The organism is Natrialba swarupiae (assembly GCF_008245225.1).
GTDB classification, from domain to species: domain Archaea; phylum Halobacteriota; class Halobacteria; order Halobacteriales; family Natrialbaceae; genus Natrarchaeobius; species Natrarchaeobius swarupiae.
Window position 1 is genome coordinate 74759 of sequence record NZ_VTAW01000006.1, and the last position, 25362, is coordinate 100120.

The 25362-nt window shown below is 63.1% G+C and carries 16 protein-coding genes; 7 read left to right on the forward strand and 9 right to left on the reverse strand.

Annotation, left to right across the window (positions count from 1 at the left end; translation table 11 throughout):
- Position 1: 1 nt before the first annotated feature.
- Positions 2 to 1165 (forward strand): MFS transporter, encoded by a 1164-nt coding sequence (locus FYC77_RS06780; protein WP_149080748.1) that lies wholly within the window; start codon positions 2 to 4, stop codon positions 1163 to 1165.
- Between the two features lie 31 nt (positions 1166 to 1196).
- Here the strand turns inward: FYC77_RS06780 and FYC77_RS06785 are convergent, their stop codons facing one another.
- The gene (locus FYC77_RS06785) at positions 1197 to 3050 is read right to left on the reverse strand and encodes an aldehyde ferredoxin oxidoreductase family protein (RefSeq protein ID WP_149080749.1); all 1854 of its coding nucleotides are present in this window, start codon (positions 3048 to 3050) and stop codon (positions 1197 to 1199) included.
- A gap of 373 nt (positions 3051 to 3423) precedes the next feature.
- On the opposite strand from FYC77_RS06785, the gene FYC77_RS06790 reads away from it, so the two are divergent.
- On the forward strand, positions 3424 to 4806 hold the full coding sequence (locus tag FYC77_RS06790) for a dihydroorotase (RefSeq protein ID WP_149080750.1): 1383 nt from the start codon (positions 3424 to 3426) through the stop codon (positions 4804 to 4806).
- A gap of 54 nt (positions 4807 to 4860) precedes the next feature.
- On the opposite strand, the gene FYC77_RS06795 is transcribed toward FYC77_RS06790, so the two are convergent.
- On the reverse strand, positions 4861 to 6096 hold the full coding sequence (locus FYC77_RS06795; RefSeq protein ID WP_149080751.1) for a M20 family metallo-hydrolase: 1236 nt from the start codon (positions 6094 to 6096) through the stop codon (positions 4861 to 4863).
- 216 nt (positions 6097 to 6312) lie between these two features.
- Between FYC77_RS06795 and FYC77_RS06800 the strand changes: the two genes are divergently transcribed.
- Positions 6313 to 8067, forward strand: coding sequence for a methyl-accepting chemotaxis protein (locus tag FYC77_RS06800; protein ID WP_238386813.1), 1755 nt, complete (start codon positions 6313 to 6315; stop codon positions 8065 to 8067).
- 17 nt (positions 8068 to 8084) lie between these two features.
- Here FYC77_RS06800 and FYC77_RS06805 read toward each other — a convergent pair whose 3' ends face one another.
- Entirely contained in the window at positions 8085 to 9974 is a 1890-nt protein-coding gene (locus FYC77_RS06805) for a CocE/NonD family hydrolase (RefSeq protein ID WP_149080752.1), read from the reverse strand.
- A 283-nt stretch (positions 9975 to 10257) separates the two neighbouring features.
- Between FYC77_RS06805 and FYC77_RS06810 the strand changes: the two genes are divergently transcribed.
- From FYC77_RS06810 to FYC77_RS06825, 4 genes are all read left to right on the forward strand, one after another.
- Positions 10258 to 11832 carry a uracil-xanthine permease family protein gene (locus FYC77_RS06810; RefSeq protein ID WP_149080753.1) on the forward strand — a complete coding sequence of 525 codons (1575 nt, stop codon included), beginning with the start codon at positions 10258 to 10260 and terminating at the stop codon, positions 11830 to 11832.
- 73 nt (positions 11833 to 11905) lie between these two features.
- The gene (locus FYC77_RS06815; protein WP_238386815.1) at positions 11906 to 12424 is read left to right on the forward strand and encodes a hypothetical protein; all 519 of its coding nucleotides are present in this window, start codon (positions 11906 to 11908) and stop codon (positions 12422 to 12424) included.
- A gap of 384 nt (positions 12425 to 12808) precedes the next feature.
- Positions 12809 to 14023, forward strand: a complete 1215-nt coding sequence (locus tag FYC77_RS06820; protein WP_149080754.1) for a CaiB/BaiF CoA transferase family protein — start codon at positions 12809 to 12811, stop codon at positions 14021 to 14023.
- A 448-nt stretch (positions 14024 to 14471) separates the two neighbouring features.
- Entirely contained in the window at positions 14472 to 15668 is a 1197-nt protein-coding gene (locus FYC77_RS06825) for an outer membrane protein assembly factor BamB family protein (RefSeq protein ID WP_149080755.1), read from the forward strand.
- Positions 15669 to 15693: 25 nt separating this feature from the next.
- Here the strand turns inward: FYC77_RS06825 and FYC77_RS06830 are convergent, their stop codons facing one another.
- The 6 genes from FYC77_RS06830 to FYC77_RS06855 all read right to left on the reverse strand — a co-directional run bounded on the left by FYC77_RS06830 (position 15694) and on the right by FYC77_RS06855 (position 25298).
- Positions 15694 to 19227 (reverse strand): DUF7286 family protein, encoded by a 3534-nt coding sequence (locus tag FYC77_RS06830; RefSeq protein ID WP_149080756.1) that lies wholly within the window; start codon positions 19225 to 19227, stop codon positions 15694 to 15696.
- Complete coding sequence (locus FYC77_RS06835; RefSeq protein ID WP_149080757.1) at positions 19224 to 20234, reverse strand: DUF7284 family protein; 1011 nt, start codon at positions 20232 to 20234, stop codon at positions 19224 to 19226. Before FYC77_RS06835 ends, FYC77_RS06830 begins: the two co-directional genes overlap by 4 nt.
- Positions 20234 to 20704 (reverse strand): DUF7285 family protein, encoded by a 471-nt coding sequence (locus FYC77_RS06840; protein ID WP_149080758.1) that lies wholly within the window; start codon positions 20702 to 20704, stop codon positions 20234 to 20236. The genes FYC77_RS06835 and FYC77_RS06840 overlap by 1 nt, the downstream gene beginning before the upstream one ends.
- On the reverse strand, positions 20679 to 21596 hold the full coding sequence (locus tag FYC77_RS06845; protein WP_149080759.1) for a DUF7283 family protein: 918 nt from the start codon (positions 21594 to 21596) through the stop codon (positions 20679 to 20681). Before FYC77_RS06845 ends, FYC77_RS06840 begins: the two co-directional genes overlap by 26 nt.
- Positions 21597 to 21659: 63 nt before the next feature.
- On the reverse strand, positions 21660 to 23363 hold the full coding sequence (locus tag FYC77_RS06850; protein WP_149080760.1) for a secretion system protein: 1704 nt from the start codon (positions 23361 to 23363) through the stop codon (positions 21660 to 21662).
- Positions 23364 to 23366: 3 nt separating this feature from the next.
- Complete coding sequence (locus FYC77_RS06855; RefSeq protein WP_149080761.1) at positions 23367 to 25298, reverse strand: ATPase, T2SS/T4P/T4SS family; 1932 nt, start codon at positions 25296 to 25298, stop codon at positions 23367 to 23369.
- Between the last annotated feature and the right edge of the window lie 64 nt (positions 25299 to 25362).

The window sequence follows — 25362 nt, forward strand, 5'->3', positions numbered from 1 at the left end:
GATGGATATGTCGACGGCGACCGCGAGCGAGGGTCGACCGCTGCCGTGGGTCGCGATCGGCGCGATCGGTGCCGGATTGTTCGGTCTTGGACTCGCCGTCGGCGGCTACGGCGCGTACGTCTCGGTGCTTATCGCCCGCGGCGTCTCGCCGGACGCGGCCGGCTTTGGCATGACGCTGTTCCTGCTGGGTCAGTTCGTCGCCGTCGTTCCGGCCGACCGGCTGACCCGGCGTGCGTCTGTCGAGCGCGTTGCCGCCGTCGGATTGCTCGTCGCCGGCGCCGGCATCGCACTCGGCGCGGTCGTCACGCTCGAGGCCACGTACGCCTCTCGGCTCGTGCTCGGACTCGGGCAGGGAACGGCGTTCGTCGCCGGTATGAAGTACGTCGGATTACGGACCAGCGGCGCGGACACCGCCACCGCACAGGGAATGCTCGGCGCGTTGTTTACCCTCGGACTGGCCCTCGGACTGGCAGCCGGCCCGGTCGCCGTTCCCGCTGTGGGCCCGGGTGCCCCCGCAGCCGTCGCAGCGACAATCGCGGTCGTCGGCGGCGTATTGACGGTACGACTCTCCCCTACCACCGGAACCGGGGGGACGACGCTTCGGTCGTATCTCGAGCCGTTCACCTCGGCCAGCGGGCTCGCGCTTGGACTCGGCAACATGGCGACGTTCGGCTTTCTGATGGTCGCATCGACGTGGTACGCCGAGGTGCTCACCGGCTCGCCGCTTCCGGGAACCGCAGTGCTGGTCGGGTTTGCGCTGGCGACGGTCTTCGGGCGCGGCCTCGGCGGCTGGCTGTCGCGTGCCTACGGTGAACGAGCGACCGTCGCGGGGACGTTGCTCGGACTCGCGGTCGTCCTCGTCGGGCTCGCGTGGGCGATCGCCGCCGACTCGGCCGGCGGAATCGCCGCCGGACTCGTCTTGACCGGCTTCGGGTTCGGCATCCCCTTCGGTCCGCTGTTTAGTCTCGCGTTCTCCGAACTCGCGGACGATCCGGGCGTGACACTCTCGGGTATGTTGCTGGTCGGTAACGGGGGCGCGCTCGCGTATCCGTGGCTCGTCGGCTGGCTGCTCGCTGCGACGGCGAGCTACGCCGCGGGCTTCGCCGCGATGGGGGTAACCGTCGGTGCGATCTGGCTCCTGTGGATGGGGGCGATCGGACGGTGACGATCCCCCGTCTCGAGCGAGCCTGGGACCGTCAGCCCGCGAGTTCGTCGAGGTCGAGGCGCTCGAGCGTCTCGGTCGTCGGCGTTCCGTCCTCGTCCCAACCCCGGAACGCGTAGTACTCCTCTATCATCGCCTCGAGTTCCTCGGGCGGACAGTGCATGCCGGCGGCCGGCCCGTCGGGGATCGGTTCGTGCATGACACGGTGGGGAAGCGTGTCCGTCTCGCGGCTCGCGATACCGCGTTCGACGTTGATCGTTCGCTCGAGGGTGTAGATTCGCTCGCCGATCTCCTCGACGTCCTCGGTGGTGAGTTCCCAGCCGGTCGCGGCCTCGAGGGCGTCCCGGTAGCGCTCGTCGATCCGTTTGCCCCAGCCGCCCTCGCTGACGAACCGACACTGGGTCAGCGAGTCCCCCAGCGCGGTGAAATGCTGGGAGCGGGCCGCGAATGCTGCGGTCCCGTCCGTCGTCTCGTCGTGTTCCCCGCTGTACTGGAGTGTCGGCCGCGTGTCGTGGTGGGAGCCGCCGCGAGTCGACGTCGCGTAGCCGATGCTCATCCCTTTGAGCCCGCGCGGCGAGTGAGCCGCGAACTCGAGACCCTTCGCGCCGTGAAGGTACCGCTCTGATCCGTCCTCGAGTGCCTCCGCGATCCGAAACGAGCCCTCGGCGAGTTGGTCGCCGACTCCCTCGCGGGCCGCTGTCCGGCGGGCGAGTTCGACCAGTCCGTCGGCGTCGCCGAACTCGAGGTGCGGGGAGTCGGACTCGAGGAGTCCGTTCTCGGCGCACTCGCGGGCGAAGGCGACGGTGACGCCCCAGCTAATGGTGTCCATTCCGAGGCGGTCACAGAGATCGTTCGCCTTCATCACGCGCTTGATGTCGTCGACTTCCTGCATCGTCGCGGTGGCAAAGAGGCTCTCGAACTCCGGAATCTTCGCCTCCGTGATCCCCTCGGATTGGACGGTGACGTGTTTTCCACAGCGGACCGCACAGTTGGCGCAGGTCGTGTCCTCGCTGACGTACTCGGCCTCCAGGGTCTCGCCGCTTACCGCCTCCGCGAACTCGTCGTCGGCCTGTTCGTACTGGTTGTTTCGCATCCCGAGTTTCCCCATCTCGTTGATCGGGTTGACGAGACCGCTCGTACCGTAGTCGGTGAGCATCTGGGTTTCTTCCATCAGCGGGCCCATTCGGCTCGCCGTGAGTTCGCGAAACGCCGATTCGTCCGCGACGTTGGGTTCGAACGAGCCTTCCCGGATCGCGACGGCCTTGACGTTCTTCGAACCGAGGACGGCTCCGCTGCCGCCGCGGCCGGCAACCCCCTCCCGGTCGCGACCGCGGTGGACCAGACACGCGTAACGCACCAGGTTCTCGCCGGCGGGGCCGGCCGCGATCACGTGAACGTCGTCTTCGTCGTCGCCCTCTTCGCGCTCGCGGACTGCCTCGCACGTCTCGTAGGTATCGACCCCCGCCAGACCGTCGGCCGCCGCGACCGTCGCTCCGTGCTCGTCGACGACCACGGTGGAGAGCTCGGGCGCTTCGCCGTGGAGGACGATCGCTTCGAACCCAGTCGTCTTCTGTGCGCGGGGGAACGTCCCCCCGAACGTGCTGTCGAAGAAGCCGTTCGTCATCGGGCTGACGAAACCGACGACGCCCCGACTCGTGCTCTGAAACGGCGTCGCGTTCATCGGCCCGACCGCGAAGACGACGACGTTCTCCGGATCGAACGGTCCCGCGTCGGTCGGTACGTGCTCGCGTACCTGCGCCGCGGCGAAGCCGTTCCCACCGAGCAGCGCTCTCGCCTGCTCGGGATCGATCTCTTCGCGTTCACTCTCGCCGGACTCGAGGTCGACGTGGAGGATCTCGCCGCCGTAGACGGACGGGAGTTCGCTCACGACGCTACCCCCACGGCGGCCCCGACTCGAGTCGCTCGGCCGCTCGGAGCCCTCGGCCGACCGCCTCCCGTTCCGGTTCCGTCGGTCTCGTCGACTCGCTCGACGATCGCAGATACGATTGCTCGTTCAGTCAGTCCGCCGAAATCCGTGCCGTCAGTGCCCATCGTGGTCTGTCTGTTGGTACTCGCACTAATCAAGGTTTGGTCCGACGTGGCACGACCGTGATCGGTTCCGTCGACTCGACCCACCGATGTTGTCTATCGATCCGCGCGTGGACGTCCTCACCCGTGTCCGCTCGTCCATCGATCCGTCGAGGCCTCTCGGCTCCGAAACGGGTACGAACTTTTATCGGCGTCTGATACGTTGTCGGAGTATGGTAGAGACACTCATTCAGGGCGGAACGGTCGTCACACCGACGGACACGATCGAAGCGGACGTCGCGATCGACGGCGAACGGATCGTCGCCGTCGGCGACAGCGAGTCGATGCCCGAGCCAGCGCGGACGATCGACGCGACGGGGTCGCTCGTGATGCCGGGCGTGATCGATCCACACGTTCACATCGACGACATGTTCTCGTTCGACACGTACGAGACGGCCACGAAAGCGGCGGCGCTGGGCGGGACGACGACCTACATCGACTTCGCCTGGCAGGCCTGGGTCGGCGAGATGACCGACTGGGAGGAGCCGGGAACGATACTCGAGGGAATCGAACGAAAGCGGGCGAAAGCCGAGGACGCCGTCGTCGACTACGGCCTCCACGGTGCGATCACCCGCCAGGATCCGGCCGTCTTCGAGGAACTCGAGGCGGTCGTCGACGCGGGCGTGCCGTCGATCAAGCTCTTTACCGCCTACGAGTTCGGCCTCGAGAACGGTTTCATGGATCGTGTCTTCGACGCGCTCGCGGATCTGGACGCGTTCGCGGTGTTACACACAGAGGACGCGACGATCTGTGACGAACGGACGGAGCGCTTCCAGGCGGAGGGGAAGGGCGATCCGGAGTGGTATCCGAAATCGCGGCCGGATTACGCCGAGGCGATCGCGGCCGACGCCGCCGCGCGGATGGCGATGGAAGCCGGCTGTCGGTACTACGGCATCCACACGTCCTGTCGCCAGTCCGCCGAAGTGCTCGCGGACTACCGCGAGGAGTACGGTCCGGAGATGCTCCGGGCGGAGACCTGTACCCACTACACGACCCTCGACGACTCGATCTTCGAGGAACTCGGAAATCTGCCGATGATCGCGCCGCCGATCCGGAAACCCGACGACATCGAGGCGATGTTCGAACACCTCGAGGCCGGGACGCTCGACGTGGTCTCGACGGACCACTGTGGCTACACGAAAGAGAGCAAGCAAGTCGACAACTGGTGGGACAGCAAGTTCGGCGCGAACGCACTCCAGACGAACCTGCCAGTCTTCCACGACGAGGCGGTCAACCGGCGTGGCTTCTCCTATCCGTTCCTGGTCCGCGCGCTCTCGTACAACCCCGCGCGGATCTTCGGCCTGCCGGGGAAGGGGACGCTCGATCCGGGAACCGACGCCGACATCGTGATCTTCGATCCGGACGAAACGTACACGATCACCGCCGAGGACAACGCTTCGGTCGCCGACTTCTCGATCTACGAGGGTCGCGAAGTGACCGGCCGCGTCACACAGACGTTCGTTCGCGGTGAACTCGTCGCCGACGACGGCGAGATCGTCGCCGAGAACGGCCACGGCCAGTTCGTCGAGCGCGAGTCGACCGACTGGGCGTTCTGAGACGGATCGTCGTCACGACTCGCTCGCTCCTCGAGTCCGGCTATCGAGTCGGCGTCACTCCTCGAGTCCGGCCACCCGAACCACCGCGTTCGCGAGCGTGTTCGCCGCCGCATAACAGTCGTCCCAGCTGGTGTACTCCTCCTCGGAGTGGCTCTTGCCCTCTTCGCTGACCGCGAACACCATGCTCGTGTCCATCACCTTGCTCATGTGGGCGGCGTCGTGGCCCGCCCCGCTGTACAGTTGCATGCTGTCGTAGCCGAGGTCGTCCGCACTCGTCTGGACGGCCTCGATACACCGATCGGCGAAGTCGACGCTCTCTGATCGCATGCGTTTCTCGGACTCGTAGCCGACGCCCTCGCGCTCGGCGGCGGTTTCGACCTCCGCGAGCGCCCGGGCTTTCGCTTCGTCGACGATCTCGTCGGAGGGATCGCGAAAGCCCCAGGTGATCGTCACCTCGTCGGGGACGATGTTGATCGAGTTCGGCTCGACGTCGACGTAGCCGACGGTTCCGACCGTTCGATCCCCCAGCGAGCCGGGAATCCGGCGGACGCCGGTGATCACGTCCGCCGCGGCGACCAGCGCGTCAGATCGGTAGTGCATCGGCGTCGGTCCCGAGTGGTCGGCCTCGCCGAAAAAGGTCGTCGCACCCCAGTAGAAGCCGACGACGCCCGTGACGACGCCGACGTCTGCCCCCTCGAGTTCGAGGTACGGCCCCTGCTCGATGTGTAACTCGAAGTAGGCTTCGTACTCGCCGGGTTCGGCTGGTTCCTCGCCCAGATAGCCGATCCGCTCGAGTTCCTCGCGGACCGTGACGCCGTTCTCGTCGGTCGTCTCGTACTCCGTCTCGAGGTCGAGTTCGTCGATCCAGACGCCGCTTCCCTGCATCGCGGGCTGGAAGCGCGATCCCTCCTCGTTCGTCCAGTTGACGATCTCGATCGGGTGGCGGGTCTCGAGGCCCTCCTCCTCCAGGGTGCGGAGCAATTCGAGTGGGGCGATCATGCCGAGTGCGCCGTCGTAGATGCCGCCGTAGGGTTGGGAATCCAGGTGCGACCCGACGAGGACGGGATCCGCATCGGGGTCGATCCCCTCACGCCGGCCGAACATGTTTCCGAACTCGTCGATCCGAACCTCGAGACCGAGGGCGTCCAGTTGCGCTCGGAACCAGTCTCGTATCTCCTTGTCTTCGTCGGAGAGCGCGAGGCGGTGGAGTCCACCGCCTTCGGTCGCGCCGATCTCGGCTTGCTCGCGCATCGTTTCGACGAACCGCTCTCGCTCGAGTGACAGTGTCATACGATACCATCGAACAGAAATATCATAAGTGTTGTCTCGGATCGGGACGCCCCGCCAGGCGGCGACGACGGGGACAGACCATCGGACTGGCGTACGCCGTTCGGTCGTACGAGCGGTTCTCGAGCGGCCATCCGGGCCTGTGCGAGCGAGATCCAACGAACTGTTTGGATAATCACCGGCGAACAGATTTAAGGTGTTTTACAGATCGTGATACGTATGCGCTATTGGATGTCGTCCGCGTTCGGGAGTACGGATCCGCCGGAGGAAAGCGGGTCCGACACTGATTCGATATCCGCCGAAAGCGGTACCCCCGAGACCCCATCTCAGGAGAGGAGTGCGGACGGTGCCACCACGGTCGACGTCTCCGACTGGGATACCGTCGGTAACGGGCTGGTGGATCCCGGCGGCGACGTCGAACGGCCAGCCGAGGGCTCTCCGTTCGGGCACGCGACGGCCGAGTCGATCATCGTCAGCTACCTGCGGGGCTCCACTGACCCCATTTTCGTCGTCGACGCCGAGGGCAACTTCACACACTCGAACCGGGAGTGTCGCGACCTGTTCGGTCGCGTTCCCGGCGAACTGATCGGGACGAACCTGTTCGAGTACGACGAAGCCGACAACTCCGTCATGCGCGAGGTACTCGACACCGGCGAGGCGATTCAGAACCTCGAGGGCGTCGTCGAGGTCGACGACGAGACCGTCCACGTCAGCCGCACGTTTTTCCCGCTGTTCGACGCGGCGGGTGAACTCGCCGGCGCGATCGAGATCAATCGGGACGTCTCCGAGCGCGTGGCGGCACTCGATCGACAGGATACCTTAGAGGAGTACCGAGCGTACCAGAACGAGGTGATTGCAGCCTTCGAGCGGTGGACCGACCGACTCAGTCGGGGCGATTTTACCGTCGAACCCGAGATCCCCGAACCCGACGCCGACCACGAGGAGATCCGAGAGGCATACGACCGCTTCTCGCGGATGGCCGCGGATCTGAGCGGGGCAATCGAAGACGTCAACGACGCGCTGGTCGATACACGACACACCGCCGAACGGTTGGCCGAGATCAGCGACGATCTCGTCGACGCGGGCGAGGAGACGACGACCGCGACCGCCGAGATCGACGACGCCAGCGACGCCGTCGACGAGATGGCGAGCGAACAGGCTGAACAGGCGACCGTCGCCAAAGAGGACGTCGCCACCCTCGCGACCGCCGTCGAACAAATTTCTCGGAACGCGACCCGCATCGAAGAACACGCCGCGACGGCGAGTAACCGAACGGAGGAAGGCGTCGAGGACGCTGAAACCGCCCTCGAGCGGATCCGTGAGGCGATGGCTGCCTCCGAGTCGAACGTCGAACACGTTCGCGGGCTCGAAGCGCGGATGGACGCGATCGGCGAGATGGCCGACCTGATCGCAGATATCGCTGACCAGACCAACTTACTCGCGTTGAACGCCAACATTCAGGCCGCCCACGCCGACGAATCCGGCGACGGCTTCGGCGTCGTCGCCGACGAGATCAAGGGACTGGCCGACGAGTCCAAAGCGTCCGTTGCCGAGATCGCCGACGACCTCGAGGATCTCCGATCCGGGATCGAGGAGACGATGACCGCGATCGAGCGAAGCAATCGAACGGTCGAAACCGGTGCCGATGCCGTCGACGGGGTCGTCGACCACATCGAGGAGATCGAGACGGCAGTCGGGAAAACTGACGAGGAGATCCGAACGATTTCCCAGGCGGCGAGCGAACAGGCGGCGACCACCGAGACCGTCGAGGAGATCGTTCGCGACCTCTCGGAGCGCAGTGACGAGATCGAAACGCAGATGGCGTCGGTCTCGACGAGCATCGACCGGCAGATCGACACGATCGAGCGCGTCGTCGACGTCTCCGAGACGGTAGACGACATGGCCGCGGAGATGGAAGCGACGCTCGCCGCGTTCGAACTCGAGACGGAGGAACAGGGAGATATCGGGAGCTGAGCGGGATATTCCGGGAGTTAACGGGGCTGAATGGGCAACTCGACGTGCGTCGCGAACTCGGCGTCGTGGTGGACGGTGTTCGTCGCAGTGCGATACTCGCGGTCGCCGTACAGCGGTCCGCCGGTGTTGTGGTTGACGTCGTAGCGCGGATAGTTCGACGAGGAGATGTCGAGGCGGATGCGGTGGCCCTCCTTGAACACGTTCGCCGTCGGATACGGCTCCATCTCGAACTCGTAGACCTCGCCGGGCTCGAGGAGATCGGGTTCGTCGCGGTAGCCCCGGTAGCGGCCGCGACAGATCGAATCACAGAGGTTGATCGCCGCGCCGTTCGGGAACTCCTCGCTTGGCGGGTGTTCGTCGATCAGTTTCGCCGTGAAGTCCGTATCGGGGCCGTCGGTCGATCCGTAGACGCGAACGCGGATTGGCCCGGCGATCTCGAGGTCCTCCTCGAGAGGTTCGCTCCGGTAGACGAGCACGTCGTCGCGCTCCTCGAGCGGTCCGTACGGCGCCTCGGCGCCGAGCGTGTCGGGCCGAGTTCGCTGGTCGAAGCCGCCGCGGCCGGTGAGATCCACCATCTTGCGTTCGGAGAGTGGGTACTCGAGGATGTTCTCCTCGCGTTGCTCGTAGGTGATGTACGACGAGCAGTTGCCGCCGACCGTCGGAACGGGATCGCGCGGATCGAACGTGTAGGTCGTCGACGCGTCGTCGACGGTCGGTTTCTCCGTCGAGAGACGCCCGTCGGCGTGGACGTAGTAGCTCTCGAACTCGGTGTCCGGAAGTGGCCACTCCTCGCCCGATCGCCACTCGCCGCCGTGGAAGAGCCGCCCGTCGCGGCTCCGAGAGCCGTCGCCGGTCCCCATCTGGAAGTACTCGACGGTCGGCTGGTCGCTCCAGGTGTCCTCCTCTTTGAGGTAGTGGTCGAAAAAGCGAAGCCGCGTCTCCTGGTACTCCCTGAGCGCTTCCTCGCCGAACTCGAGTTCCCCGGAGTACGATTTGTTCCACGACGGGAGCGGGTAGGTGTTCCAGCCGTGGGTCCACGGCCCCATCAGCAGATAGTGATCGCTGTCCTTTCGCTCGGCCAGCGCCTCGAAGTTGTCACAGGTCGCCTTCGTGTAGGAGTCGTACCACGCGCCGGCGTAGACGGTCGGGACGTCCGCCGACTCCTGGTAGTAGGCCTCGAAGTTGACGCCAGGCTCCTGCCAGAGTTCGTCGCTGGCCGATCCCTGGGTCATGATGTCGAACGCCCACTCCTCGTAGTCGGGGATGTGCCGAAGCGGTGACTCGCCCTGGTGGAGGGGGCCGTCCTCGAGAAGCGCCCTGACGTCGGTGTTTGCGAGCCGTTGTTGGATGTCGGAATCCTCAAGGGCCCGTTTTGCGAATCCGCCACCGAGCGTGAGCGCCCAGCACAGCCAGCGAAGTTCGAACGTCCCGTTGTGCCGAAACGTCGCCTTCCGACCGTTCGCGGCACCCTGATTGACGAACATCGCCTCTAAGTGGGGTGGATCCTGGGTCGCGAGTGCGGACTGGACCCATGCACCGTAGGAGGTGCCGATCGTGCCGACCTGGCCGTCACAGTAGGCCTGGTCTGCGAGCCACTCGACTGTGTCGTAGCCGTCCTCGGGTTCGTTGACGAAGATGTAGTACTCCCCCTCGCTGTCGAAGCGCCCGCGACAGTCCTGGATCGCGACGACGTACCCTCGTTTCGCGTACCACTCGCCGTGGCGCTCCATCCGGCCGCGTTTGCCGTACGGCGTCCGGTCGAGCAGGGCGGGTTTGGGCTCTTCGATCGGTTCGCCGGTGTCGGGATCCGCCGGACGATACACGTCTGTCGCCAGTTCGACGCCGTCACGGGTTTCGACCGTGACGTTCAGTTCGGCCGCTACCGCATACTCGGGCTGAGATACCATCAGCCGTACCGTCGTAGTCGAACTGTAATAGTTTATTCCTCTGGTTCTCCTCGAGTCCCGCGACTCGTTCCGCGTTCGATGTCGTCTCCCGCCCATTTCGTTCGAAATCCCGGTTCTGAGTGAACGCAACCTATTAAATAGGGGTATCGGATTACCGATTTGAGGGTGCGTGTGGTGATTCGACCGTCGGTATCTTTATGTATGCGCCGTTGGGTTTTACTTCGTATACCGGGTGTGGGTGTGAACACTCGCCACGGTAACGGTACATTCAGAGAGGGAATCCATGACAGAGAAACCTGATACAACTGACGAACTGAGAACGGACGGCGGCGAGCCCTCACGCGAAGAGGCGTCGTTCGTCGAGTACGGAATCGAAGACAAACCACCACTGGGAGAATCGGTCCTCTTGGGCGTCCAACACTACCTGACGATGATCGGCGCAACCGTTGCGATTCCGCTGATCCTCGCAGGTGCGATGGAGATGCCCGCCGCGGAGACCGCACGACTCGTCGGCACGTTCTTCGTCGTGTCAGGTGTCGCGACGCTACTCCAGACGACGGTCGGGAACCGGTACCCGATCGTCCAGGGGGGGACCTTCGCGCTGCTTGCACCGGCGCTGGCGATTATCGGTGCGCTTGGTGCACAGGGCGTCGGCTGGGAAGTGACGATACTCGAGTTGCAAGGTGCGATCATCGCCGCTGCAGCGGTACAGATCGCGCTCGGATATATCGGTGCGCTCGGGAAACTCAAGTACTATCTCTCGCCGGTCGTGATCGCGCCGGTGATCGTTCTGATCGGTCTTTCGTTGATCGGCGTCCAGGACGTAACGAGACCGGATCAGAACTGGTGGCTGCTGGGGCTGACCCTGTTCCTGATCGTGCTGTTCTCGCAGTACCTCAATCAGTACAGCCGCTACGCGAAACTGTTCCCGGTACTGCTGGGAATCGTCGTTGCCTGGGTCCTCGCCGCAGTGCTCTCCGTGACCGGCGTCTACAGCCCGGAAACGGTCGGCTACGTGGACTTCAACGCGATCGCAGACGCGTCTGCGATCCAGGTCATCTACCCGCTCCAGTGGGGTATGCCGCAGTTCACCGTCGCGTTCTTCGTCGGCATATTCGCCGGCATCGTCGCCTCGATGATCGAGAGTCTCGGCGATTACTACGCCGTCGCCCGGATCGCCGGCGTCGGTGCGCCGAGCGAGAAACGCATCAATCACGGTATCGGAATGGAGGGAGTCGGTAACGTGATCGCCGGTATCATGGGAACCGGGAACGGATCGACCTCCTACGGTGAGAACATCGGTGCGATCGGTATCACCGGCGTCGCCTCGCGGTACGTCGTCCAGATCGGTGCGATCGTCATGTTGATTGTCGGATTCGTCGGCTACTTCGGTGCCGCGATCACTACGATTCCGTCACCGATCGTCGGCGCACTTTACATCGCCATGTTCGGACAGATCGCCGCAGTCGGTCTGTCGAACCTGAAGTACGTCGATCTGGACGCCTCGCGTAACGTCTTCATCATCGGTCTCGCACTCTTCGTCGGACTCTCGATCCCGGAGTACATGGCGAACGTCGGCGGCGCGGCCGAGTTCCAGGAGATTACCTCGGGCGCGACGCTCATCGGACCGATCCTCGGTCAAGAGATCATCTCCGACACGATCTTCGTGTTCGGTTCGACCACGATGGCCATCGGTGGTATCGTCGCGTTCATCCTCGACAACACGGTCAAAGGAACCAAAGAGGAACGCGGGCTCGCACAGTGGGAGCAACTCGCGGAGGACGAAGACGAGTTCGTCACCTTCTTCGAGGAACTCCGCTCTTCCGACGACCAGCAACCGGTCGATAGCGCGGACTAACCGCACGGTTCGCCATCCCCGTTTTCGGTGGCCCAGGGAAAGTTTGATGACCGGCGCTCGTCGAGTGATGGTAATGCCGAGCCGAACCGGTCTCGATCTCGATACGGGCGAACACCTCCACTATCGCGGGGATCTCCGTTCGGGTGACGAGATCGCAGTGACCGATCGACGCCTTCTCGTCCGGCGATCCGACGAGTTCGTGAGCGTTCCGTACACCAACGTCAGCGAAGTCGCCCACGAGTCGTTCAACTGGTTTCTCACCCTGATGAGCCTCTCGCTTGCTGTATTTGGGTTCTACTCGATCTCGGAGAACGCCTTCGTCGGGGTCGGCCTGGCCGCGTTCGGTCTCTGGAGCGTCTACCGAACCTACCGTCACCGCGATCGCGTCCGCATTCACACCCACAGCCAGGCGAAGCCGGTCGAAGTGTTTCCCGAGGACGTCGACGCCCTCTACGACGAACTCGAGCCGGCGATCGAGGCGGTTAGAGCCGAGCAAGAAACACAACGAGAGGGCGAAGAGAGTCGTCGAAATCGGGATCAGGAACGGCCGAACGAAGAGCAAAGCCGAGAAGAGATACACGAACCCGGATAACAGTCGTTCCCGCGTCACAGACACGTTTCTCGTTCTTCTCAACTGGCTATCCGATCGAATCAAGACGGCCTACTTCGTCATCTCTGCTCACGATCCACTTCGACGTCTCCGATAACGACGACCCACTCCCGCTCCAGGACGACGCGCCACGCAACCCTGTCCCGTCGCTCGTCGCCCGTCGTTCGCCGGTGTCGGCCTCCGAGACGACGGTTGACCCGAAGTCGACTCCTCGAGTACTCGTGGAGTAACCGTCGCCGAGTTCGTTCTCACCGACTTCGAGCTGTTTCCGACCGAGACGCCCAACGCGGGAACGGCCCGGAAATGGCTCAACGACGGTTCGAACCGAAGGTTTTTCTCTTGGCGGACCAATCCCCCTGTCAGTACATGACTACCGACGAGCGTATTCTCGAGGACATAAACGTCGTCGATCTGACGACGTTCGTCACCGGCGGATTCTGTTCGCTGATGCTCGCCAACCAGGGCGCTAACGTCGTCAAGATCGAACGACCGAGTGCGGGAGACGACAACCGCCACTCCGGGCCGCCGTTTATCGACGGCGAATCACCGTACTTCTGGACGGTCAACTACGGCAAGAAGAGCGTCGAACTCGATCTCAAGACCGAAGCCGGACGCGAAGCGCTCTACGACCTCGTGAGCGAGGCGGACGTCTTCCTCCAGAACTACCGTCCCGGAACCGCAGAACGTCTCGACGTCGACGAGGAGACGATCCGCTCGCACAACGACGAGATCGTCTACTGTGCGATCTCGGCGTTCGGACAGACCGGCCCCTGGCGCGAACGGCCCGGTTACGATCTGATGATCCAGGGGATGAGCGGCGTGATGAGCGTCACCGGCGAAGCCGACGGCCGACCGGTGAAAGTCGGCCTCCCAATGACCGACCTCATCACGGCGATGTGGGCCGCCTTCGGTATCTCGAACGCCCTCTACCGGCGCGAACGAACGGGCGAAGGCGAGTACATCGACCTCGGGATGCTCGACGCCGTCTTACCCTGGCTCACCAAACAGGCTGGGAAAGTGTTCGCCGACGAGTCGCCGTCCCGGATGGGAACCAAAGATCCCGTCCTCGCACCCTACCAGACGTTCGAGACCGAAGACGGCTATCTCAACGTCGCCTGTCTGAACCAGAAACTTTGGCGACAGCTTTGTGAGGCCATCGACCGGCCCGAACTGGCCGAGGACGACCGTTTCGAAACCAACGGCGATCGCGTCGAACACATGTCCGAACTCGAGGCCGAACTCGAGGAGACGTTCCGCGAGCGGACGACCGACGAGTGGATGTCGATCCTCGTCGAGGATGCCGGGGTTCCGGCGGGCCCCGTCCTCGAGGTGGAGGATGCGCTGTACAACGAACAGACCGAGGCCCGCGGCGCAACGACGACGGTCGAGGATCCCGAACGCGGTGAGATTCCGGTCGTCGAACACCCGCTCAACTACGGTCGTGCCGAGAGCGGATTCGAGTCGCCACCGCCACGACTCGGCGAGCACAACCGCGCGGTCTTCGAGGACCTCGGCTACGACGAGGACGAACTCGACGCCCTCGAGGAGCGGGGTGCGTTCGGCGACGACGAATCGAAATAGAGTTTCACGGAACCTGGCCCCGTTTTCGAGGCCTCTCGCAGACTCGAGGTCGATCCGGATCAGTGACGACCACGTTCCGTTCGGCGACAGACGGTATACCAGAAATACACATATATAGAAAATAGTAGTTATCGGATCAATTACTCGTAGCTCGACTTAGATATTCGCTCGAGACGGCGAACAGACGAGTTCGAATTCGTCGTCAGCACGCACTCCTCGAATCGACCCCAATCTTCCAGGTTGTAACCGTACCCTCGACGAAAGTCAAATGAGAATATCGATCGATTCGGTATCGGTCTTCGACCAGTGTAGTTACTCGAGACCTACATCATCCTACAATTATCTCCTTTGAATTGTCATAGTGTGGGTAAACGTGCTTTCCTACCCTCCTGTTCGGTAATAGCCAACCGAAATATTATTTATTCGACGGATAGTCGTTGTAGATAATATGGGCGATAACCGACCCCGTTCACGCCGGGAGTGGCTCGGCGTCTGTACTGGAACAGCGGGGATTGCGATGCTCGCAGGCTGTGCGAGCGACGACGAAACCGACGACGAGAGCGAAACTACCGACGACGGACTGCTCGACCTCGGCGACGACTCGAGCGGGGACTGGCCGATGTTCGGCGCCGACCTCCAGAACACCGGGTACCAGCCCGACGACGACGGCCCAGTAGACGACGTGGAAGTTCGATGGCGACTCGAGGGGGGCGATAGTTTCGTCTCGAGTCCTGCAGTCGTCGACGGAACCGTATACGCCGGATGCCGCGACGGGTACCTGTACGCAGTTGACGCTGAAAGCGGGCAAACCAAGTGGGCTGTCGAGTTGAATATGCGTGCATCGCCCTCACCAACCGTACTCGACGGGATCGTCTACGCCTCGAGTCACGGCGTCCCCGACAAGATGCACGCGCTCGAGGCCGGTTCCGGCGAACAGTTGTGGGAAGAGGAACTCGACAACTCGACACACAGCCCGGCTCCGTACGGCAGTGAGATTTACACGTATCACTCAGGGAGGCTCATCGGTCTCGATCGAGAATCCGGATCGTCATCGGTTCTATTCGAAGGGTATCGTCAAACGCCAGACGCACCTGCTATTAAAGATAATATCTTATTTGGCGGAGGCAGGCGCTCTATCGTTGCACATGATCTTGACCAAGACGAAATAAGATGGGAATTCGAAAGTGAGGGATATATGTCAATAGGTAGTCCCACTGTCCTTGATGGAACAGTATATGCCGGTAGTGGTGACACAAATCTATATGCTATCAATGCCGATACTGCTGATGAAGAATGGTCATTCGAAACTGAGAGGCCAATTTCGGCTGGACCATCTGTAGCTGATGACACTGTATATTTGGCTGCTCGAGATGGACATGTATATGCAATCGACTCCTCTGCTGGGAAAGAGAAATGGTCTGTTGACTACGAACTGCAACTCCAGCAAAAGCCAGCCGTAACAGATAGTATGGTATATTTTGTTGATGGTAAAACACTACATGGTCTTGATAGGAATGATGGGGATCAGCGATGGTCGTTTACTCCTGACGAGGATGAAACGATCGGAGGCACTGTTACCATTTCGGATGGGGTCGCATATCTCCCTTCCCGAGACAACCATCTTTATGCGCTAGAAGATGCCTGAAGCCCATCGAAACTAATCTCTACAATCAACTTGAGGTGCCCGCCTCTGGCCATCCCTCCGACTCCTCGGCCCAATCGCCAGTCCGATCACCAACGCCGAGACGCTGTGGCGGTACCAGAACGATGACGACTGATCGCGATTCGAACGATATCGATCGTGTCGATCCAACGGGCTCGCCTTCGAATACGACGGATCCGTCTTCGCGAACGTAATTTTCACCCTGTATATTCGACGGCGTTCCCGTGTTCGACTCGAGTTCGAACCTGGCGTACTCGCCTCTGACTTTCACGTCCCAGACGTTCGTCGTCGCGACCCACCCGCTTGGCAACGGAACGATCGGCAATCCAGCCGGGACACGGTTCGGTGAGAGGTTGAACTCCCCGTCCTCGTCCATGATTCCGGTCTCGTTGTTTCGCAACCAGTCGTGCTCGAGGTCGTGTTCGTCTATCGTCTCGTTCATCCGCTGGGCGACGATCTCCTCCGTTCGTTCCTCGAGTTCGTCACGTACGCTTTCATTTAAATAATCCACGTTAAATGAATCGAAGTCATCGACCACAGTTTGATTAACTGCTTCAGTCAATGCGTAGCTGACACTCGCTCCCGCGTGCTGTTTGAATATTTCGTCACTTTCGTACGGATTTTTGCCGTGATTGTCGACATCAATTTCTTCACGAACGTGCTGTTCGACGTGACCGACGCCTTCGCCGCCACCGAGCATTGCAGCCTGCTGGCCGGGTGTTCCATCTCCGATATCGTCGATACCTTCGCCGACGAGTTCTTCGATCCTAGCGTTATCCAGATTAAGGCCATTCTCCAGCCCATCTAATTCTTCGACTGTCCTCGTGTCCAGTTGCTCAATTTCGCTGTTTACTGCCTTCTCTAAATCATCATAGACTGCTTCATCATCGATCAGCTTCTCGTCTTCTTCCTCGAGTAGTACGTCCGCCAATCTCGCGGCCTCGAGAAGCTCGCCCGCCATTCGCAGCGTCAGAACATCATCTGTGCTGGAATCGAGCAACCAGCCGAGCACCCGATCGAGCACACCGATATTGACTTCGTTGTACGGAATCGCGAACCAGTTGTTGTTTCGCGCCGCCATCGGCGTATGGGTCGCGTTTCCGGTCGCCGGCACCTCCTCGGCTTCGACCTGCTCGAGCGAGAGATACGTCGGCGAACCGGTCGGCGTATACTCTATCTCGTCGCTGTAGGGCGAGTCGATCGTCGCTGGCTCGTACTCGGCTTCGCCGCCGGCGACGCCGCGGGAGAACTCGGTGAGACCCTCGAGGACGTCGTCTCCGGCGTCGAGTTCGTCGCCGAGTCTGTCGTCGAGTTCGTTCTGTACCTGTTGGTTGGCCTCGCTGGTCGTCTCGATCTGGCCTTTGACGTTGTCGATGTAGTTCTGGCGGGCCTCGACGCGGGCTTTGTCCGCCGCGGTTGGGTATCGATCGGGGACACGGTGGTAGACGAGCTGTTCGTCCACCTCGTCGTTTAACTCGCCGAACGGATCGCCCGTCAGGAGCTCACCGTTTTCGAAGGTGACGGTATCTGCGTCCTTGCGAAGCTGTGTACGAATGTAGTAGATATCGAGTGCAATGGCCACCGCGATCAGCTCGTTCGGCGGATCCGTCTCGAGGATCTCCTCGTCTCCGTCTTCGACCTCGAGACGAGTGCGAAGCGCTTCCTCGCTTCGAATCTGGTCGGCTTCGACGACCTGGCGCTCGAGTTGTGCCTCGACGTTGCCGCTTCGATTGACGCTCAGCAGTCGTTCGGTGCTCTCGTTCGGGAACGCCGCGTAGTTGTCGAGGGTGACGTTTTCGGCGAGGTCGGTCTGCCACCCGCCGTCGTCCTCGAAGAACTCCTCGGGTAAGCTGTTGGGCCACTCCTCATCGACGGTTTCGTTGTAGCCGCCGTCGATTCCGCGGTAGTCGATCGCATCCCTCTCGGCGTGGTGGGCGAGTACTTCTATCTCGGTTTCGTACACCGACGTCGACCGGCGCGTTGCACTGGTGGTCGGTCCTGCGTTCTCCGGGCCGTCGTAGCTCCACGTGAGTTCGCGTACGTGATCCTGTCGAACGGTGACGATGGCAGTCGCGTACGTCGTCTCTTCTTCCGCGGTGTCGGGATCACCCTCCTCGAACGTGACCGTCACGTTCGCATCCGTCGAGAGGTCGTTGTTCGATTTCGTCCAGTTGCTCGAGTCGGTGAGACTGTCCGGTTTGCTACTACTCGGGAGGTTGCGTCTGTCTGTCGCGGTCTCGAGATCGGCTCGCGTCTCGACGCTGTGGACGTCGTCGATCGCGTCGTGGACGCCCATCTCGACGAGCGTCTGTGCGTACGCGAGGTCGGCGAACAGGTTGACGTCGATCGTCTGCTCGGAGTCGACTCTCGTCTGCTCGCCAGCGGCGTTTGCCGTCGATTCCATCACGTCCCTCGAGTCGATCGGATCGTCCAGATTCGCGTTCTGGTCGCCGTAGAGATACTCCAGGCCGGCACAGAAGTCCTCGGCGTCCGCGACTGCGGGTTCGTCACCGGTGTGTCCCTCGTAGAGTTCTTCGGCGTCCTGTGCGGCGAGACAGCCCCAGGCGTTTCGCATCACCGCCTCTCGATTCGGATCGGTGGTGCCGAACGTCGACTCCTGGATGTCGAACGTGGCGTCGTTTGCCATCAACTCGACGTGGCGATTCGCCATCACTTCCGAAATCGGCGCACCGCCCCACTGGGCGAGGCCACGTGCCCAGGTGAGTGGGTAGAGTCGTGCCGCGATGTGTTGTCCGAAGCCGTTGAGGCTGGTCGGATCGCCGAGTCCGCCCTCGACGACGCCCATGTTCAGCTGGTGTTCGTACTCGCGGGTTTTCTGGTGGAGGACGAAGACGTTCGTTCCGACCACGACGGAGACGTCTTCGACCCGATGTGCGACTCGCTGTCCGTCGCGTTCGACCGTTATTTCGACGCCCTCGATCGTCACCTCGAGCTGTCCGGGCTCTAAGTCGTTGCCCGAATCGATTCCTGGATCGAGTTTCACCCGATCGATCGCGTCTACGGCCGAACTCCGGTTGTCCTCGAGCGGCGGAACCGAGACGTTCGTCGTGGTGTCACCTCGAAACTCGCCGTCGAGATGGTCGAGGTCGCGTTCGACTTCGTTGTAGATTCGGAGTTTGAGATACCGCTCGAACGCGTGATCGGGATCGACGTCGGATCGGCCATCCTGGTACTCGCCTGGCATCTCGTCGATCCATTCCGGCGGATTGTGGGAGTCTGTCGCTGCAATCGCCTGACCCCACGAGTGACTCTCGTTCGGGTGCATCAACGGCCCCTGGGCCGACTGCTCGGCGGCGTTGGCGGCGGCGTTTCGGACGACGGTCTGGGCCGTCGCCGAACTGCGATCCATCGCCAGCGAGGCGTCGACGGTCGGTTCCGGTGAGACACGGGACTGGAGGACTGCAACGGACATGACGCTGGTAACCAGCAACAACACGCCGATGATAGCGAATGGAATACGCGCACGTTCGTCGAGCGTGATCGACACCGTCGACGGCCTGGATTCGCTCGTCCGTTTCATTCGTCCCACACCCGCACGGTGATCGTCACTTCGTCGGTTGCGACGCTCGGTGCGACGAGGTCGTCGACCTCGTCCGTCACCGCCTCCTCGTCTTCGGGATACGTCGCGTCGAGTTCGGCTTCGATCTCGTCGATATCGTCGCCGTACGTCCGCTCGAGATCGTTCGCGATCGTTTCCGTAAGGTTCTCCGCCAGTCGTTCGTTGGCGGCGGAGACGTTGACGTCAGTCCGGCTGAGGGTTCCGTTCTCGGGGTCGTACTCGACGTCGAGTGCGTCGCCGGCTCGGTGGTACTCGTACAGCGCGAGATCGCGATCGAGGTCGTTCCCCTGGAGTGCGATCGTCGTCGATTCGTTCGGGAACAACCCGGAGACGATAGCGTCGGCGATCGGCTCTGCAGTTTCGTCGAAACTTCGGTTTTCCGCGTCGTAGGTTCCCTCGAGTTCGTCCTCGCGAACCGGCGGAAGGTCGCTCGCGACGGTGAACGTCGCGGTGCTGACGTCGGCGTCCCCTGGTGGACGGTCGCCGGCGACGGTCTCCCCACGGGTCGACGCATCCTCGTAGGGTTCCCAGGTCGCGAGGACGTGAACGTCGTCGTTCGCGCCAATCAACTCGCTTCCGAGGTTGGCGTCGACCGCCTCGCGAAACTCCCCACCGGCGTGGGAGAGGCGCTCTCCGTCGAGGTGGAGGTTCGCGATGGCCGCCGCGGCGAGCAACTGGGCCAGCGGTCCGTGTCTCGCTCGTTCGTATCGATCGGCCTCGTACTCCGCGCCGTCGAAGACGCCGGTGTCGTCGTGGCGTTCGACCGACTGGATCGAGTATTCGACCGTCGTCGTCGACGTCGCGATCGTCTGTGCCGTTTCGTCGGCGATCTGTGGATCGTGACGATCGACGTCTTCGGCGAGAAAGACCGCGATGATCCCGATCGAGGCGGTAATACAGAGCAGACAGAGCGAGACGTCGACGACCGTGCTGACCGCACGATCGCTCCGGCGAGCGTCGGTGGACATCAGCGCCACACCTCCACGTGAAGCGTTCCACCGCGGACGTCGCCAGCCGGATCACGCTCGAGGTGGACGCCGACCGATCGACGTGCAGTCCCGGTCGTTTCCGGTCGGTCGACGTCAGTTTGTCCGTACCGGATGGTGCCGTCTTCCCGGACGACAGCGCTATCGACGGTGATGTTCCGCCCCGCATCGGTGACGGCCGTCACTTCGATGAGGACCGTGTAGCCGTCCGGGAGTTCCACTCCCTCGTGGAGATCGTTTCGATCGGTCGTCTCGTGGTAGACGCCGTCGGAGCCGACGCCGTTCCAGACCTGTTCGAGGGTTGCGTCGGCCGGGTCTCGCGCGGTCGTTCCCGGATAGAGGGTGGCAAGGACGCCGGTGTAGAGGACGACGCCCGCACAGACGAGCCCGATCGCCACCAGGGCGGCGAGCGGTTCCGTCTGCCCGCTATTCCGCGACGACGAGCGTAACACGGTACTCCCCCGCCGATTCGTCGACGGTGATTTGGGTCGTTTCGTTGGCGATCTGGTCGGCATCCTCCGGATCGGTTCCCTCACAGAGGACGACTTCCTCCCCGAATTCGGAGACGTCTCCCGCCTCACACGTACCGTCGTCGACGTCGACGGTCAGATCCAGCGGCTCTGAGACCGAGCTGGTGTTCTCGAGACTGAACATCGTCGAGTCGGCCCCGTCACGGAACCACGTCGATTCACGTCGTTGGACGTCTTCTTCTTCGCCGTAGCCTTGCCCTACTACAGAGATGTCGGCCCGCTCGCTCCCGTCGCCGTCGTACTCGAATCGAATATCGGTCGCGAAACCCGTATTCGGTTCTCCGAGGCCGTCGACCACTTCCGCGGTGATCCGCGGCCTCGCGGTCACGTCGTCGGGCTGGACGGTCACCGTTCGAACGACGACCCGGTCGCCGGCCGGATACCACTCGTCGTCGGTCGTTTCGTGGGATTCGTTGATCCGTCCGAGAAACTCGGCGGTCGCGTCGATGTCGTCTCGCTCGAGTTCGGCTTCGAACTCGTCGCCGAAGGAGTCCCCGTAGGTGACGTTCTCGAGGCGTTCGTCGCCCGTCACCAGCACGACGTTCCCGTACGCGAGACTCGAGTGTGCCCGTCCGTGTTCGTTTCGTAACTCGAGGGTAGTCCCCTCCTGGAGACGCAACTCGTCCGCGTCGTGTTCGTGGACGGTACTGGCACTGTAGGGACTTCCCGCGATTCTGTCGATCGAGTTTCCGACGCCATTTGCGTCGGGTGGCGGCCCCGTCGGGAGTCCGAGGACGACGCCGGCGATAACGACGCTCGCCGCCGAGACGCCGAACCAGACGTACCACGCGTCGACGGGTGCTTCCAGATCCATGGCCGGCGTTTCCTCCGTGATCGTATTTAAACGGTAGCCGGCTGGACCGATGCCGTCGTCCCCTCAGATCAGCCCGACGAGTGTGATCGTCAACACGTACAGAACCACACTCGAGAGGAGTGCACGGCCGACGTGGTATCCGAACAGTGCGCGGTCGATCCCGTGTTTGAGCGCGATCGAGAGCGGAACGAGAATAAAACACAGGACCACGACGTAGAGGCCGACGACGATCCCCAGTTGTTCGGTCGGTAACGCCGTCGTATCGGCAAACTCGAGTAAATCGCCGGTCATCATTCCCGCCAGTCCGACCGTCGCTCCCGCCACCAGCGGTCCGAAGTACGCGGCGGTGCTGTCGAGCGTATCCGTCACCGCCGCCAGTTCGCGTTTAGTCTCGGCCTCGACCTCCTCGAGTTCCTCTAAGTGGTCGGCCATCGCGACGATCGCGCGACCAGCGGGTCGTCCCTCGCTGGCGGCGATGGCGAGCAGTGCCGCGGTCCCGCGGGCACGATCACTTGGGACGTCCGTGAGCGCACCGTACTCGCCGAGAAACGACTCTTCGACGCTGACAGCGAGTCGACGCTGGAGGGCGGCCGCGTCTGTAAAGACGGTCCCGGTTTCGCCGGGGATTCGATCGGCAGCCAGGTCGATCGCCGACTCGACCGACTCTCCTTCCGACACCTGTCGACCCACGAGATAGAGCGCGTCGGTGAGGTGTTCTTCGACGTCTCGAACGTAGTGTCTGACGTCGAGGATCGGCCGATAGACGGCGAGCAGGGCGACTCCAATGCCGACTCCCGCAGCCGCGATCGAGGCGAGATACGCCGGGCCGAACCGAGAGATGAGTACGTACGTGAGGAGACCGGCGACGATTCCCCATATCCCTCGGAGCCACAGCCGGTCGGGAACCATTGGGTGGTCACGGCTGACTGTGGGCGGTGGAAAGGCGACGGGCCGACGGACCAGTAACCGGACGCTCGCGGCGACGAGCACGATCGGCAACACGAGGTTGTAGAGGACGACGAGCATCCAGATGTTGACGGAAAACCCCGCCATCGGAACCGCCGGGACGAGTGCGACGAGCGCGAGCGGGAGCATGACGCCGAACGCGAACAGCGCCGTCGTTGGGTTACGGATCGCTGACGTGAAGTCGGCCATCCGATTTCTCGTCCCGTTGAGGATCGCAGTGAGCGATCTGTCGAGTGTCCGTACACGCTCCGCCTCCGGTGCCTCCTGTGCCGTCGCGAGCAGATGGGCCGATCGTCGAAGCGCTGGGAACTGATCTGACCACTCGTCGGCGAACGTCAACAGACCGGTCCGCGGCGTTCCCATCGATCGATCGACGTGTGCCGAGAGACTCGCCGACAGCGGCCCGTGGCCGGTCTCTGCTGCGAATCTGACGGCGCTTTCGAGCGACGGTTGGACCTGCATCCGCAGGACTGCCCGACCGATGAGATTTGGTGTGTCGCCAAGTGCCTCGGTGCGACGGAAGGCGGCGGCGAGGTGGGGTGCGGTGTGGATTCCGTGGACGACGCTCACCGCGAGACAGATCACGATGCCGATCACGACCACCTCGGGCAGCGGCGTCAGCACCAGCGGCACCGACAGGATACCGACCGCTACCCCGCCACCGTAGCCGGCCCGAACGACGGTCTCCGCCTCGAGTGCGTCGTCGGCAAACGCCAGCGATTCGGCGAGGTCTTCGCTCGGCTCGACGTCCCACGGGTAGACCGACGCGAGCGCCCGAAGTAAGCCGATCGTCACCCCCATCGGTTACTCGAGGCCTCGGGTGGCGTACGCCGACGCCACGTCCCGTGGGTTGATTCGTCCGTCGTCGGCCAGTCGTGCGAGTTCGTCGGTCCGTTCCTGGATCGCCCGGCGAACGTCGGCGTACGTCTCCGTCGGATCGGCCAGTTGCTCCACGAGGCGACTTTCGCCGCGGTCGATCCTGCCCGTGGGAACCGCCCGTTCACCCTCGAGAGCGTACAGCGGCTCGAATCGGACGTCGTCTCCGGAGCCGATCACCTCTTCGATCCGTGCGACGCGCCTGCCGTTCCCGTCGGCCGTTCGGTAGGACTGGACGGTGACGACGAGGTCGGTCGCGGCGAACGACGACGGCTCGACGCCGAGGTCGGAGACGACGCGCTCGTAGACCTCTTCGGCCCCGTCGCCGTGAATCGTCCCGAGGACGGCGTTCGAGTTGGCACCGACGCGCATCGCTTCGTAGAGGACGCGGGCCTCCTCACCGCGGATCTCGCCGACGACGAGCGCCCCGTCGCCGAGACGGAGCGCGGTCCGCAGCGACTTCGCGGGGGAAATCTCCGGGCCGTCTCCCGTTCCGGTTCGGAGTGCCTGGACGTCCCTGTCGACCGTCTGTAGGACCGGGACCGGAAGCTCCGGCGTATCTTCGATGACGACGGTCCGCGTATCCGGCGTCAGTTCGTACAACAGCGTTCCGAGCAGCGTCGTCTTTCCGGAGCCACGCGTTCCCGCGATGAGCCCGGCGGCGTTGCGTTCGACCGCGACCGAGAGAAAGCCCCCCACTGCCGGGGACATCGTTCCGTTGGCGACGAGTCCGGGAAGCGTAAACCGATCGTCGACTCGCTCCCTGAACGCGAACGCGACCCCCTCCGCGACCGGATCCGTGACGCCCGCGATTCGGACACCCGTGCCGTTGATCAGATCTGCCGTCGCGTCGACCGTCGGGGCCGCACGGGAGAACGCCCGCCCGCTCGTCCTGCGAACGCGAGACGCCAGCGCGTCGACACCCGTCGGGGTCAGCCGAACGTTCGTCGTCGCGGACTCCCCGTCGACGACGACCCGGAGTGGGTTCCGGGAGACGGGCGAGGTGGCGTATACGTCGCTGATACGCGGATCCGCGAACAGATCCTCGAGAACGCCGTACCCTGCCGTGTGTTTCGACAGGATCGACGTCAGTTGCGGATCGACCGGTCCGTCGTCCACCCGTTCGATCGCCCTCGAAGCGGCACGATCCCCCTCGACGAGCCCGTTGGCGATCGCTTCGTATCCGTCGATGAGCGTCTGGCGCTTTGGCGCTGACAGCGAGAGATCGACGGTGTCGAGTGCGTACAACGGGACGCTGTCTGCCCGCTCGTACAGGCGGGCGACGCTTCCCGTCTCGAGTTCGGTCACGTCGACGAGCGTCGCCCCGTCCGGAATCGAACGCTCGAGGTAGTAGTACGCGATGCTCGGGCCCACGGTCGGCTGGAACACGCTCTCGGGGTCGTCTACGTCTCGGGCGACTCGGACCAGCCCGGACTCCACTCCGACGTCTGCGACCGGTCCGACGCGCTGGTCGACCTCCGTTGCGACTGCGAGCGGATCGTCCGCGACGTCGGTCGCGAGCCGCTCGTTACGGTCGCCGAGGAGTTCGAGGAATCGGCCAGCAGCCGAGAGGAGCGTCACTCCGTGGCCATCGTAGCGGCGCTCGATCCCGTCCGATCGGACGCAGATTCGCTTGGCGTCGCGTTCGGCGAGTCGATGTACGACTGCCCGTCGGCACGGACCGGGTTCGGCGATGGTTCCCTTCCCGTCACAGTTGCTCGCCCGAAGAATCAGCGTATCGCCGTCGAATTCGGACCGACACCGACAGGCGTCGTCGGCGGATCCGAGCGGATCGACGTCGAACACTCCATCGATGCCGGCGACGATCGATCGAAGCCTCGATTCGCCCTTCGTAGACATAGGGGTCGTACCTGCCCGTTCGTATTTAAACTCGAACCCGGCCCGACGCCAGGGAGGATCCGTT

Excerpts from the sequence above, each read along its gene's own strand:
- FYC77_RS06790 (WP_149080750.1), top strand. The coding sequence starts at position 3,424 with ATGGTAGAGACACTCATTCAGGGCGGAACGGTCGTCACACCGACGGAC.
- FYC77_RS06845 (WP_149080759.1), bottom strand. The coding sequence starts at position 21,596 with ATGGATCTGGAAGCACCCGTCGACGCGTGGTACGTCTGGTTCGGCGTC.
- FYC77_RS06810 (WP_149080753.1), top strand. The coding sequence starts at position 10,258 with ATGACAGAGAAACCTGATACAACTGACGAACTGAGAACGGACGGCGGC.
- FYC77_RS06850 (WP_149080760.1), bottom strand. The coding sequence starts at position 23,363 with ATGGGGGTGACGATCGGCTTACTTCGGGCGCTCGCGTCGGTCTACCCG.
- FYC77_RS06795 (WP_149080751.1), bottom strand. The coding sequence starts at position 6,096 with ATGACACTGTCACTCGAGCGAGAGCGGTTCGTCGAAACGATGCGCGAG.
- FYC77_RS06780 (WP_149080748.1), top strand. The coding sequence starts at position 2 with ATGGATATGTCGACGGCGACCGCGAGCGAGGGTCGACCGCTGCCGTGG.
- FYC77_RS06805 (WP_149080752.1), bottom strand. The coding sequence starts at position 9,974 with ATGGTATCTCAGCCCGAGTATGCGGTAGCGGCCGAACTGAACGTCACG.
- FYC77_RS06830 (WP_149080756.1), bottom strand. The coding sequence starts at position 19,227 with ATGAAACGGACGAGCGAATCCAGGCCGTCGACGGTGTCGATCACGCTC.
- FYC77_RS06855 (WP_149080761.1), bottom strand. The coding sequence starts at position 25,298 with ATGTCTACGAAGGGCGAATCGAGGCTTCGATCGATCGTCGCCGGCATC.
- FYC77_RS06835 (WP_149080757.1), bottom strand. The coding sequence starts at position 20,234 with ATGTCCACCGACGCTCGCCGGAGCGATCGTGCGGTCAGCACGGTCGTC.
- FYC77_RS06800 (WP_238386813.1), top strand. The coding sequence starts at position 6,313 with ATGCGCTATTGGATGTCGTCCGCGTTCGGGAGTACGGATCCGCCGGAG.
- FYC77_RS06820 (WP_149080754.1), top strand. The coding sequence starts at position 12,809 with ATGACTACCGACGAGCGTATTCTCGAGGACATAAACGTCGTCGATCTG.
- FYC77_RS06825 (WP_149080755.1), top strand. The coding sequence starts at position 14,472 with ATGGGCGATAACCGACCCCGTTCACGCCGGGAGTGGCTCGGCGTCTGT.
- FYC77_RS06815 (WP_238386815.1), top strand. The coding sequence starts at position 11,906 with ATGCCGAGCCGAACCGGTCTCGATCTCGATACGGGCGAACACCTCCAC.